The sequence below is a fragment of the uncultured Roseobacter sp. genome (genome assembly GCF_947488185.1).
In the GTDB taxonomy this organism is placed as follows: domain Bacteria; phylum Pseudomonadota; class Alphaproteobacteria; order Rhodobacterales; family Rhodobacteraceae; genus Roseobacter.
The window spans coordinates 644724-657473 of record NZ_CANKYM010000003.1 but is presented as its reverse complement, the minus strand read 5'-3'; the positions used below and the strand labels follow the sequence as shown (position 1 = coordinate 657473).

The following is a 12750-nucleotide window of genomic DNA, read 5'->3' as shown; positions in this document are numbered from 1 at the left end:
AAACAACCGCACTTCATTGTCTCTGCGTCCGGGCGCAATCAACGAGATATCTCCGTGCCGGTGCCATGTTTCAGCCCCAAACAACCGGCATCCTTCACAGCGTACCAAGTTGGAAGTTTTAAATGTCGCTGCTGCACCGTTACGCCAAAACTGCCTTGGCCCATTTGCGTCGATCTGCGCCTACACCTGCTGAACAGAGTATGGACAGGCCGATCCATGCGGGCCTGCAAAGACCTACCCGCCCGGAAAGTGCTCTCATGATCGCCTGTCCGAATCCAACCGAAGAAGAAAATGCCCGCGATACGCATCAGTTGCGCGGCCAGTTTCTCGCACGTCAGGACCGATGGATGGAATTGGCCGAGGGCATTCGCCTCGCCGAAACCGTGCGGCGGGCCACGCCGGGCGGCATGCCGGTTGCCGATCTACTGAGCTATGGCGCGCGCTCGGATGTTGTGCTCGCAGTAGAACATGCCCTCTTCGATGGACGGCCTGCGCGCGGCGCCCCGTTGTTGAGCGGAATCGAAGCGTTGGAGCTGATGCTCTCTGATGCTGAGAATGACGTGACCCTAGCCACTATCGTGGCCCAGGCGCATATGGACATCGGATGGGCGTGGCGCGGCACGGGATGGGACAGCCAGATACCGCGTCGCAACCGCGAGGCCTTTAATGCACATTTCGACCGTGCACGTGACATCCTGATGCCGTTTGATATGCGAAAGATCGACTCGCCTGTTCTGGCCGCCGCAAAATGCGCGCTGCATGGTGCCGGGCGCGGCACGCCTGATGATCTGGCCCGCGACTACGAGACATTGATCGATCTTGATCCGGGCAACCCTGGTCCAATGCGGGCGCTTGGCAACTACCTCAGCCCGCGCTGGTTCGGCACCCATGCCCGGCTGGAGCTTGAAGCCCGGCGGACTGCGGCCCGTACCCAGGCGATCTGGGGCGCAGGGGCTTACACCTGGGTTATGTTTGATGCGCTCTCAGGGGATGACACAGCCTGCGCGGAACTGGATCTCGAGTTTTTCGTTGAAGGGCTGCACGACATCCTGGATCGCAAGCCACATCAATACACCGTCAACCTGCTCGCCGCCTATTGCGCCAATACCGTCGGCAGCAACTTCAGCGGTTACGATCCCGCCGATCAGGCACGATCACAAATCGCGGCCTGTGCAGATTGGATCGTGCGCACGCATATGACCGAATTGCATCCGCTGATATGGGCCCACGCCGCGACCGGCTTCGACAACAATCTGCGGGTGCATTCCCCGCGTGGCTTTGCGGCGGCAGGCCAAGCCGAAGCTCTGCGCATCATCGCCGATCTCTTTCGCCGGGAGATCGCGCAGGGCAAACGCATCATTTTCACCGCCAACGGTCCCGTGACCAAACCAACCTGAACCCGTCGAAAGGAAGCATCATGGGCACGATACCCGCAGACGCCACCCACTGGGACAGTGGAGACTGGATTGACTGGCATCGCAAGGGCACGCCGCCGCATGGAGATACGTGCACCGGGCCATCCGATGACCCTGCGGCTCGGCTGCACACTTTGTACATGCGCCTGCTACAGTCTGCCCGCGCCTATTTCGAGCTAACGGGCGAGCATCTGCCGATATACGAGGGCATCGCCCGCCTGCACGTCGCCATCGCCTTTGATCTGCCGACGCGAGGACCGGTTCGTTGTCACGATGACTGCAAACCTGCTCAACTGATCACCATCGCACCACACGGACCCCACGATATCGTCAGTGTTGATATGTCGCTCCCGTTTTGTTGTCTGATTGTCGTACGGATTAAGGATAACTTCACCAGCGAAGCCCGCATGGTGCCAGCCGACGCCCTGCCAGACAGCGCGGGAGATACCGTGCAACTGCGCTGGCGCGATCTCCCAAGCACCCACTGATGGACACCCGCGACGGGGGCTTGCAGCACTGCGCATGCTGGCCTAAACCCGGTCCCACACTGAGACTTGCCTCATGAGGGACCACAATGCTGGATCTGACCTACGACACCCCGAAACCCAAAGTCATTTCCGGCGCGAAACATGACTGGGAACTGGTCATCGGCATGGAGGTCCACGCGCAGGTCACCTCAAAGGCGAAACTCTTTTCCGCCGCCTCCACCACATTCGGCGCGGAGCCCAACAACAACGTCTCATTCGTCGATGCGGCCATGCCGGGCATGCTGCCCACGATCAATGAGTACTGCGTCGAACAGGCGGTGCGCACCGGGCTGGGGCTGAAGGCAGAAATCCATCTGGAGAGCGCTTTCGACCGCAAGAACTACTTCTACCCCGACCTGCCGCAGGGCTATCAGATTTCGCAACTCTATCACCCCATTGTGGGCGAAGGAGAGGTGCTGGTGGAAATGGGCGACGGCACCGCGCGGCTGGTCCGCGTCGAACGCATCCATCTCGAACAGGACGCAGGCAAATCGATCCACGACATGGACCCGAATATGTCCTTTGTCGACCTCAACCGCACGGGCGTTGCGCTGATGGAGATCGTCAGCCGCCCTGACATTCGCGGCCCCGAAGAGGCGGCGGCCTATCTGGGCAAGCTGCGCCAGATCCTGCGCTATCTCGGCACCTGCAACGGTGACATGCAATCGGGGGCGATGCGCGCGGATGTGAACGTGTCGATCTGCCTGCCCGGTCAGTATGAAAAGTATCAGGCGACACAGGATTTCAGCCATCTGGGCACCCGCTGCGAGATCAAGAACATGAACTCCATGCGCTTCATCCAGCAAGCCATCGAAATCGAAGCCAAACGCCAGATTGCCATTGTCGAGGCGGGCGGCGAGGTCGATCAGGAAACGCGGCTGTTTGACCCCGACAAGATGGAGACACGCTCCATGCGCTCCAAGGAAGAGGCGCATGACTACCGCTATTTCCCCGACCCCGACCTGCTGCCCCTGGTGATCGAACAGGCCTGGGTCGATGAGATCGGCGCAAACCTGCCGGAACTGCCGGACGCAAAAAAGGCGCGGTTCATCAGCGATTTCGGTCTGTCGGATTATGACGCGTCAGTACTGACTGCCGATCTCGACTCCGCAGGTTATTTCGAAGCCGTAGCTGCAGGCCGTGACGGCAAGATGGCGGCGAACTGGGTGATCAACGAGCTTTTTGGTCGCCTCAAGAAAGACGACACCGACATCACCGACAGCCCTGTCTCCCCAGCGCAGCTTGGGGGGGTCATCGACCTCATCGCGTCTGACGCGATTTCCGGCAAGATTGCCAAGGACCTCTTTGAAATCGTCTACACCGAAGGGGGCGACCCGGCAGAGATCGTCGAGGCGCGCGGCATGAAGCAGGTGACCGATACCGGTGCCATCGAAGCAGCCGTGGATGAGATCATCGCAGCCAACCCCGACCAGGTTGCCAAGGCGCAGGAAAATCCCAAGCTGGCGGGCTGGTTCGTGGGACAGGTGATGAAAGCCACGGGCGGCAAGGCCAATCCCAAGGCCGTCAACCAATTGGTGGCGCAGAAACTGAAAGGCTGATCGCGACCGACAAACTGCGCGAAGGCAACGCAATACACTTGAAAATCTACGGTAACATGGGTGCCCCGCCGACAATCAATTGGCGGCGATGCACCGACTTGATATAAAACAGATCACAATGCGGGAGACCGGCAAAATGCCACAGTATCAGTACCGGGTGATCAGCGCCCCAAACCGGGGCGTGAAGGCCAAGGGGATCAAATCTGCAGAGGACCGGTTTTCCCATGCGCTGGAAGACGTCATGAACCAGATGGCCGCCGAGGGCTGGGAATATCAGCGCGCCGAAACCCTGCCCTCTGTCGAACGCTCCGGGCTGGCCTCGACCACCACGAACTGGCGCAATGTCCTGGTCTTCCGCAAACCGCTGGACGAAGCTTTGCCCGACCCCGCCAGCATCATTATGCCGGTCGCGGTAGAACGCGCGGAACCGCCGCTCGCCACGCCCCAGACACCGGAAGATGACGCCTCTCAGAGCGCAGGCGCCAGCCGGATGCTCAGCGACAATGGCGTTGAGGAGGCCAGCGAAGTCTCTGGCATGACCAGCTCTCTGAAAAAGCTGGCCGCCGTCAGAAAAGAAGAAAAATCAGACAGCTGACCGGCGAGCTTAAACGTCCGCGTCAATCGCCAGCGCGTGGATTTCCGAAATCAACTGCGGCCCGAGGGCCGCGTGGATCGCCCGGTGGCGCGCAACCCGGGTCATGCCCTTGAACTGGCCCGCCCGGATCGCCACGTTGAAATGGCTTTCACCGCCCTCCGGGTAACCGGCATGGCCGCGATGGCTTTCGCTGTCATCGATGACTTCCAACATGTGGGGCGCAAAAGCTTCGCGCAACCGATCTTCAATCTCTTGTCGTTTCGACATTTTTTTGCCCAGACCCCTTCACTCTTTCCGTGTGCAGTCTAAACTAAGCGGCCTCGACTCGTATAGGTGCCAATATGCCAAAACAAGATCCCTTTGGATTCGATATGTCCGTCTCTTCTTCCAAGAAGAAAAACCCACGTGGTCGGCGTGGCATGTCCGGTGCCTCCGAGACGTCGACACGCGTCTGCGATCACGAGGGATGCAACGAGCCGGGCAAGTATCGCGCACCAAAAGCGCCGGACGTTCTGGATGATTTCTTCTGGTTCTGTCAGGCGCATGTGCGCGAGTATAACCTGAAGTGGAACTTCTTTGACGGCACCACCGAGGCCGAGCTCAACGCCCAGATGTCAAAGGACAAGGTTTGGGAACGGAATACAAAACCGATGGGCGACCCGGAGGCACGCGCCTGGGCGCGGCTGGGCATCGAAGACCCGCATCAGGTGCTGGGCGCGAATGCCACGCAGAACCCGGGACGCGGGGCACAGGCGGGCCGCCGCCTGCCGCCCACCGAACGGCGCGCGCTGGAGATTCTTGAGGCCAAGGACACCTGGACCAAGCCCGAAGTGCGCAAAGCCTACAAGGCGCTGATTAAGGTCTTGCACCCGGATATGAACGGCGGTGACCGCAGCCAGGAAGAACAGCTTCAGGAAGTGGTCTGGGCCTGGGATCAGATCAAGGGCAGCCGCAACTTCAAGGATTGATGGCACCATCACTTTCGCCCAACTGGACCGCCCCTTCCCCTTGCACCTGCGCAATATATGTTGCACCAGATGATCCGGGCCCGCGCGGCCCGCTTTTCGCATTTTTGTAAAGGGGGTATGACCTCATGGCCGACGGCGCACTGGATATCAACACTAAGCCCACCGAAGAGATCCACGTCCGCGACGTCTTTGGCATTGATACGGACATGGTGGTCAAAGGCTTTGCAGACCGCAGCGACCGCGTGCCGGATCTGGACACGACATATAAGTTCGACCCCGACACGACGCTGGCGATCCTGGCAGGTTTTGCGCATAACCGCCGCGTGATGATCCAAGGCTACCACGGGACGGGCAAATCCACGCATATCGAACAGGTTGCCGCGCGCCTCAACTGGCCTGCCGTCCGGGTGAACCTCGACAGTCATATCAGCCGGATCGACCTGATCGGCAAGGATGCGATCAAGTTGAAGGACGGCAAGCAAGTCACTGACTTTCAAGAAGGTATCTTGCCATGGGCCCTGCGCAATCCGACCGCGATCGTCTTTGACGAATATGATGCGGGCCGGGCGGATGTGATGTTCGTGATCCAGCGGGTGCTGGAGGTGGACGGCAAGCTGACGCTGCTTGACCAGAACCAGGTGATCACGCCGCATCCCTTCTTCCGCATCTTTGCAACGGCCAACACCGTAGGCCTTGGGGATACTACCGGCCTCTACCACGGTACCCAGCAGATCAACCAGGGTCAGATGGATCGCTGGTCTCTGGTCGCCACGCTGAACTATCTCAGCATCGATGCCGAAACCGCCATCGTTCTCAGCAAGAACCCGCATTACAACACCGAGAAGGGCCGCAAGATCGTCAAGCAGATGGTCACCGTGGCGGACCTGACGCGCACGGCTTTCATGAACGGCGATCTGTCGACCGTGATGTCGCCGCGCACGGTGATTGCCTGGGCGCAGAACGCTGAAATTTTCCGCAACGTGGGCTATGCGTTCCGCCTCAGCTTCCTCAACAAATGTGACGAGCTGGAGCGGCAAACCGTCGCGGAATTCTACCAGCGGCTCTTTGACGAAGAGCTGCCGGAGAGCGCGGCCAGCGTCAGTCTGGGGTGATCTGCATGCGGGGATCAGAACCATGCACCTGGGACTGATTGGAGGCATCGGCCCCGCCGCGACCGTTGTTTATTATCAGCGGCTCACCTCCCTTGTGCGATCTAGGGGACATCGGCTGGAGCTGACGATTGTGCATGCGGATGTGGATGAGTTGATCCGCAACAACCTTGGCGATCTGCGGCAGGAACAGGCAGAGGCATACGCGCGGCTGATTGATCGGTTGACGGCAGCGGGAGCCGATTGCGCGGCGATCACCTCTTTGGGCGGGCATTTCTGTTTCGCCGAGACCGAAGCCCTCTCCTCCCTGCCTCTGATCAGCGGCGTGACCCCTCTTGATGCGTATTTTGCGGAGCAAGGTGTCAAGAGGATCGGGCTTTTGGGCACCGAGGTTGTCATGCGCACCAAGCTCTACGGGCAGTTGAGCCGGACACATGCCGTGGCGCCCGACGGCAACATGGAAGAGGTCGGCACCGCCTACCGGAACATGGCCGTGCGCGGCGACTGCGCCGAAGAGGATCGCGCGCTGTTTTTCGAGGCCGGACGCCGGATGGTTGCGGATCAGGGTGCCGATGCAGTGGTTCTGGCCGGGACGGATCTGAACCTTGCATTTGACGAGCACGACCCGGGGTATAAAGTGATTGATGCGCTGGATGTGCATGTTGCGCTCCTGGCCGATCTGGCCACGGGCAAGGCGGCCCTGCCGCACCCAACGAGAGGCACCCAAGGATGAGCAAACCGTCAGACAATCCGGCAGACGCGTTCAAGAAGGCGCTGTCCGAGGCCACCAAGGTGATGGCGCATGACCCGGAATTGACGGTGTCCTATTCCGTGGACCCGGCAGGCCTGTCGGGCGATGCCATGCGCCTGCCGCAGGTCAGCCGCCGGATGACGCGGGACGAGGTGATGCTGGCGCGGGGCACGGCGGATGCGCTGGCTTTGAACCGGCGCTATCACAACGGTCAGACCCATGCGAAGTATCAGCCGCAAGGAGACATGGCGCGCGATTTGTACGAAGCGATGGAGACCGCCCGCTGCGAGGCGATGGGCGCGCGCGACATGCCCGGCACGGCGGGCAACATCGATGCCAAGATCGCCCATGAGGCGATGCGCAAGGGCTATGATCAGGTCACCCAGGCGGCGGATGCGCCACTGGCAACGGCGGCGGGATATCTGATCCGCCATCTTGCGACGGGTCGTGACCTGCCGGCGGGTGCCCAGAACGTGATGGAGCTCTGGCGCGGGTTCATCGAGGATCAATGCGGCGGGACGCTGGATAATCTCGATGAGACGCTGAGCGACCAGTCGGCCTTTGCGAAATTTGCCCGCCAGATGATTTCCGATCTGGGGTATGGCGATCAGCTGGGCGACGATCCCGACCAGATTGACGAAGATCAGGAAGACGAGGCCGAGGAGGGTTCCGAAGACGACAGCGAGCCTGACAGCACCAGGCAGGATGATCAGGACGACGAAGAGGCCGAAGGCTCCCCCGAGCAGAGCCAGGAAGAGCAGCAGGACGCCAGCCAGGCCCAGGTTTCCATGGATGACATGGCTGATCAGGAAATGGGCGATGAGGCGGAGATGCCGGAGGGGGAGGCCCCGATGGAGCCGCCTGCCCCGCCCCCTGCATCGGATGCGGACCCGAATTACCTTGTGTACCTGAATGATCATGATGAAGAGATCGGGGCGGAAGAGCTTGCCGAACCGGTGGAGCTGGAGCGGCTGCGGGCCTATCTTGATCAGCAGTTGGAGCCCTTGAAAGGGGCCGTGAGCCGGTTGGCCAACAAACTGCAGCGCCGCTTGCAGGCACAACAGAACCGGTCCTGGGAATTCGATCTGGAAGAAGGCATGCTGGATGCCGGGCGATTGGCGCGGGTGGTTGCCAACCCGACGACGCCCTTGTCCTTCAAGGTCGAGAAGGACACCGAGTTCCGGGATACGGTTGTGACCCTGCTTTTGGATAACTCCGGTTCCATGCGGGGACGACCGATTTCGATTGCCGCGATCTGTGCCGATGTGCTGGCGCGCACGCTGGAGCGCTGCAACGTGAAGGTCGAAATCCTCGGCTTTACCACGCGGGCGTGGAAGGGCGGACAGGCGCGCGAGGCCTGGTTGAACGACGGACGCCCACAGCAACCCGGGCGGCTCAACGATCTGCGCCACATCATCTATAAATCCGCAGACGCGCCCTGGCGGCGGACACGGCCCAATCTGGGACTGATGATGAAAGAGGGGCTGCTGAAAGAGAACATCGACGGTGAAGCGCTGGAATGGGCGCACCGCCGGATGCTGATGCGGCATGAGGCGCGCAAGATCCTGATGGTGATCTCCGATGGTGCGCCGGTGGATGACAGCACCCTGTCGGTGAACCCGGCGAACTACCTTGAGAAGCATCTGCGCGACGTGATTGCCATGGTGGAGAAACGCCGGGCGGTGGAACTGCTGGCCATCGGGATCGGGCATGACGTGACGCGGTACTATGACCGCGCCGTCACGATCACGGATGTGGATCAGCTGGCGGGGGCCATGACCGAGCAGTTGGCGGCCCTTTTTGACAGCGATCCCCGGGCGCGGGCGCGTGTGATGGGGATAAAGCGCGCAAGCTGATCCCGGCCCTCCGGGGGGCATATTGATCGGAACAATGAAAGGGCGTCCATGTTTCAGAGCTTTGAAGTCACCGCACGGCCCGAGCAGGGGCCGCCCCGGCTGGAGGCCCTGAGGGAGATGATTGCGGGCGAGGGGCTCGATGGGTTTCTGGTGCCGCGCGCGGACGCGCATCAGGGCGAGTATGTCGCAGCGCGTGATGAGCGGCTGGCCTGGTTGACCGGGTTCACTGGCTCTGCCGGGTTTTGCGCGGCACTGGCGGAGGTGGCCGGGGTTTTCATCGATGGGCGCTACCGGACGCAGGTCAAGGCGCAGGTGGCGGAGGCATTCACGCCGGTGCCCTGGCCCGAGACGTCGCTGGGTGCGTGGCTGCCGGAGCAACTGCCGGAGGGGGGTGTGGTTGGGTTTGACCCCTGGTTGCACAGCGCCGGGCAGATCGAGACCCTGCGCAAGGCGCTGCAGGATACCGGCGTGGAGATGCGGGCCTGCGACAATCTCGTGGATCGCATCTGGTCGGATCAGCCCGAGGCGCCCTTGGGCGTGGTCAAGGTGCATCCGCTTGAGTTTGCCGGGGAGAGCCATGATCAGAAGCGCGCCCGGCTGGCCGAAGAGCTGCGCGAGGATGGGCATAAGGCGGCGGTGATCACGCTGCCGGATTCGCTTTGCTGGCTGCTCAATGTTCGTGGGTCGGATATTCCGCGCAACCCCGTGGCGCAGGGGTTTGCCATCCTGCACGATACCGGCGCGGTGGATTTATTCATGGCGGCAGAGAAGCTCGCGGATGTGCGCGATCATCTGGGCCCGGATGTGACGCAGCACACACCAAGCGATCTGACGGCGGCGGTGGATGCGCTCGACGGCGAGATCCGCGTGGATCGGGGCACCCTGCCCTTTGCGCTGGCGGAAATTCTGGGAGACCGCGCGGTCTTTGACGGCGACCCCTGCGCCCTGCCCAAGGCGCGCAAGAATGATGCCGAGATCGAGGGCGCCGCTGCCGCCCACCTGCGCGACGGCGCGGCCGTGGTGGAACTGCTGGCCTGGCTTGATGCGCACCCCGCCGGCAGCCTGCGTGAAACTCAGGTGGTGACCAAGCTGGAAGGCTTACGCCGCACGGACAACGCGCTGCAGGACATCAGTTTCGAGACCATCGCCGGCACTGGACCGAACGGGGCCATCATGCACTACCGCGTGACGGAAGAGACCGACAGCGTGCTGGAAGACGGTCAGTTGATCGTGCTGGACAGCGGCGGGCAGTATCTGGACGGCACCACGGATATCACGCGGACCATCGCCATCGGTGCCCCGCCTGAGGACGCCTGCGAGGCTTTCACCCGCGTGCTGCAGGGGATGATCGCGATGAGCCGGCTGCGCTGGCCTGTTGGGCTGGCCGGACGGGATATTGAGGCCATTGGGCGGATGCCGCTCTGGCTTGCCGGGCAGGATTTCGACCATGGGCTTGGCCATGGCGTTGGCACTTATCTGAGCGTGCATGAAGGACCGCAGCGCCTTAGCCGGGTGAGCCATGTGCCTATCGAGGCCGGGATGATCCTGTCGAATGAGCCCGGATACTACCGGGAGGGCGCATTCGGCATCCGCATTGAAAACCTGATCGTGGCCCAGGAGGCGCCGGACAAACCCGGCGGCGACAATCACCGCAAGATGCTGAACTGGCGCACGCTGACCTTTGCGCCGATCGACCGCCGCCTGATCGTCGCTGAGCGGTTGACGGTGGCCGAGCGCGACTGGCTCAATGCCTATCACGCTGAGGTTTCAGAAAAAATCGGCCCCCGCCTATCGCCCGCTGCGAAAACGTGGTTGGATGCCGCAACTGCGCCCATCTGACGCCCGCCGCGGCGTCATCGTCCTGTTACAGGCGGCGCGGATAGAGTTTGACGTCAAGAGGGGGAGACGCTTGCCATGGCAGACCATATCACCATACGGAAGGCGGACGGCACGTGGAGCGTGCGCGCTGGCGGTGCCGTGCTTGGGGAAAGCACCGAGGCGCTGGAACTGGTCGAGGGCGACTACCCGCCCGTGATCTATTTTCCGCGTGGTGATATTGCGATGGCCTTTCTGGACCGGACGGACAAGTCGACCCATTGCCCGCATAAGGGGGACGCCAGTTACTATTCAGTTGTCACCAAGAGCACGACGCTCAAGGACGTCGCCTGGTCCTACGAAGATCCCAAGGACGGGGTGGCGCGGATCAAGGATCACCTGGCGTTTTATGCAAACGGGGATGTGACGGTAGAGCAGATCTGATCAGGAGTGCTCTTCGGCCGCCGTGGCCGCCAGAGCGCGATTGTAGACCTTCAGTGCATCCACGTGGAACAAAGCCCCTTGTAACTCAGGGGGTGACGCATCCGCGCTCAGTGTGACCACGGGGATGAACCGCACGCCAGTCTCGAAAATGGGCATGGCGGATTCCAGCGTGGCGTTGGTGTCGATGTAGACCCCGTCGCCGATCATTTCCCAGCAGGCATCTTCGCTGGCGGCCCGTTCGTCATCCATCGGGCGCATGACTGTACCGACCCGGAACATCGCCAACAAGTAGGCTTGCGGTCCCGCAGCCAGATGAATGCCCCGGCGTTCAAGCTGCGTCAGAAAGAAACTACGGTCAACGAGGCGCGAAGCCAGCGCGGTGGACATCGAGACGGCCACCATCACGGCGAGCCCGGTTTGCCAGTCCCCGGTCAGCTCGAACACGATCAATGTCGTCGAGATCGGGGCACCCAGGACGGCTGCCGCAACCGCGCCTGTTCCTGCCAGCGCATAGAGAGATATGGAGCCTGAGACATCGGGGAAAATGCTGGTTGCGATCAGCCCGAAACTCAACCCCGTGAGCGCGCCGACCATCAGCGACGGTGAAAAGATGCCGCCCCCCATGCGCCCGGCCATGGTGATCGCCACGGCGACGGCCTTCAGAACCGCGAAGATCACGGCCTCGTGCAGCAGCAGTTGACCGTCCATGGCCAAGAACGTCGTCTCATACCCAACGCCGATGATATGAGGGAACCAAATCGCGATTGTCCCAAGCATGGCACCGGCGACTGCGGGGCGCAGCCAGCGCGGCAAGCCCGTCCGATCCTGCAAGCGGTTGCCGAAATCCTCCGCCCAGAAAATCGCCTTCATCAAGGCCACGGCGACGAGCCCGCAGACCAGGCCCAGGATCAGGTAGGCCGGCATTTCCTGATAGAACTGCACTTCGTTCACGGTTGTGAGGGTGAATTCGGTCACCCCGCCAAATTCCAGCCGGTTGATCACCGTCCCCGCCGCACTGGCGATCACGATGGGGGCAAAGGCGTGCACCGCAAAGTGACGCAGCACCACCTCAAGGGCAAAGAGCGCCCCGGCAATTGGCGCGTTGAAGCTGGCCGACACGGCCGCGGCCACGGCACATCCCAGAAGATCGCGCCCGGTGATCCCATTCGCGTGCATGCGCCGGTTGACCCAGGTGGAGATTACGGCAGCGAGGTGGACAACCGGCCCTTCCCGCCCGGTTGAGCCGCCAGTCCCCAGCGTGATCATTGAGGCCAGCGCCGAGGCCAGGCCTGCGCGGGTTTCCACGCGGCCATTGTGCATCGCGGCACCGTGGATCACATCCGCCACCGACCGCGCCCGACCGTCCTTGGTGAAAACATGCAGGATCACGCCCACGACCAACCCGCCACAAATCGGGATGATCAGCACCAGATACCACGGCAGGGATTCCGCGAAACTATGCAACAGACGGACATCTTCGGTCCCATAAAGATAGGTTTGCAAGGCATTGACGCCCTTGCGAAAAAACAGCGCGGCAAACCCCGCGGCGATCCCGATAAGCAACGCGATGAACCAGAACTGGATTTGGTTGGGCCCCCGGTGACGCAGCAACCGCAACCCATCCCGGCAGGTGGTCAGCGCTACGTCGAGCTGCTGGGATAAGATGGATCGCTTGGACATCACTTCGTACTCTGGCTACACCCTGTCTAGG

At 61.7% G+C, this 12750-nt stretch carries 12 protein-coding genes; 10 read left to right on the top strand and 2 right to left on the bottom strand.

The window, feature by feature from the left end:
- The first annotated feature begins 257 nt into the window (after positions 1-257).
- The 4 genes from Q1A52_RS14375 to Q1A52_RS14360 all read left to right on the top strand — a co-directional run bounded on the left by Q1A52_RS14375 (position 258) and on the right by Q1A52_RS14360 (position 4096).
- Positions 258-1397 (top strand): hypothetical protein, encoded by a 1140-nt coding sequence (locus Q1A52_RS14375; protein WP_300016609.1) that lies wholly within the window; start codon positions 258-260, stop codon positions 1395-1397.
- A gap of 20 nt (positions 1398-1417) precedes the next feature.
- Positions 1418-1903 (top strand): hypothetical protein, encoded by a 486-nt coding sequence (locus Q1A52_RS14370; RefSeq protein WP_300016606.1) that lies wholly within the window; start codon positions 1418-1420, stop codon positions 1901-1903.
- Positions 1904-1989: 86 nt separating this feature from the next.
- Positions 1990-3501 carry an Asp-tRNA(Asn)/Glu-tRNA(Gln) amidotransferase subunit GatB gene (gatB, locus tag Q1A52_RS14365; RefSeq protein ID WP_300016603.1) on the top strand — a complete coding sequence of 504 codons (1512 nt, stop codon included), beginning with the start codon at positions 1990-1992 and terminating at the stop codon, positions 3499-3501.
- 136 nt (positions 3502-3637) lie between these two features.
- Entirely contained in the window at positions 3638-4096 is a 459-nt protein-coding gene (locus Q1A52_RS14360) for a DUF4177 domain-containing protein (protein WP_300016600.1), read from the top strand.
- A 9-nt stretch (positions 4097-4105) separates the two neighbouring features.
- On the opposite strand, the gene Q1A52_RS14355 is transcribed toward Q1A52_RS14360, so the two are convergent.
- The gene (locus Q1A52_RS14355) at positions 4106-4363 is read right to left on the bottom strand and encodes a BolA family transcriptional regulator (protein ID WP_300016597.1); all 258 of its coding nucleotides are present in this window, start codon (positions 4361-4363) and stop codon (positions 4106-4108) included.
- 74 nt (positions 4364-4437) lie between these two features.
- Here Q1A52_RS14355 and Q1A52_RS14350 point away from each other — a divergent pair, with 74 nt between their 5' ends.
- The 6 genes from Q1A52_RS14350 (at position 4438) to Q1A52_RS14325 (ending at position 11039) form a co-directional block, all read left to right on the top strand.
- Positions 4438-5064, top strand: a complete 627-nt coding sequence (locus Q1A52_RS14350; RefSeq protein WP_299782772.1) for a J domain-containing protein — start codon at positions 4438-4440, stop codon at positions 5062-5064.
- Positions 5065-5189: 125 nt separating this feature from the next.
- Entirely contained in the window at positions 5190-6176 is a 987-nt protein-coding gene (cobS, locus tag Q1A52_RS14345; RefSeq protein WP_195820588.1) for a cobaltochelatase subunit CobS, read from the top strand.
- A gap of 22 nt (positions 6177-6198) precedes the next feature.
- Positions 6199-6906: an aspartate/glutamate racemase family protein gene (locus Q1A52_RS14340; RefSeq protein WP_300016594.1), complete on the top strand. Its 708-nt coding sequence runs from the start codon at positions 6199-6201 to the stop codon at positions 6904-6906.
- Entirely contained in the window at positions 6903-8780 is a 1878-nt protein-coding gene (gene cobT / locus Q1A52_RS14335; protein ID WP_300016591.1) for a cobaltochelatase subunit CobT, read from the top strand. The genes Q1A52_RS14340 and cobT overlap by 4 nt, the downstream gene beginning before the upstream one ends.
- Before the next feature lie 48 nt (positions 8781-8828).
- Positions 8829-10619: an aminopeptidase P family protein gene (locus tag Q1A52_RS14330; protein ID WP_300016588.1), complete on the top strand. Its 1791-nt coding sequence runs from the start codon at positions 8829-8831 to the stop codon at positions 10617-10619.
- A 75-nt stretch (positions 10620-10694) separates the two neighbouring features.
- Positions 10695-11039 (top strand): DUF427 domain-containing protein, encoded by a 345-nt coding sequence (locus Q1A52_RS14325; RefSeq protein WP_300016585.1) that lies wholly within the window; start codon positions 10695-10697, stop codon positions 11037-11039.
- Here Q1A52_RS14325 and Q1A52_RS14320 read toward each other — a convergent pair whose 3' ends face one another.
- The gene (locus Q1A52_RS14320; protein WP_299782761.1) at positions 11040-12719 is read right to left on the bottom strand and encodes a chloride channel protein; all 1680 of its coding nucleotides are present in this window, start codon (positions 12717-12719) and stop codon (positions 11040-11042) included.
- Positions 12720-12750: the final 31 nt, after the last annotated feature.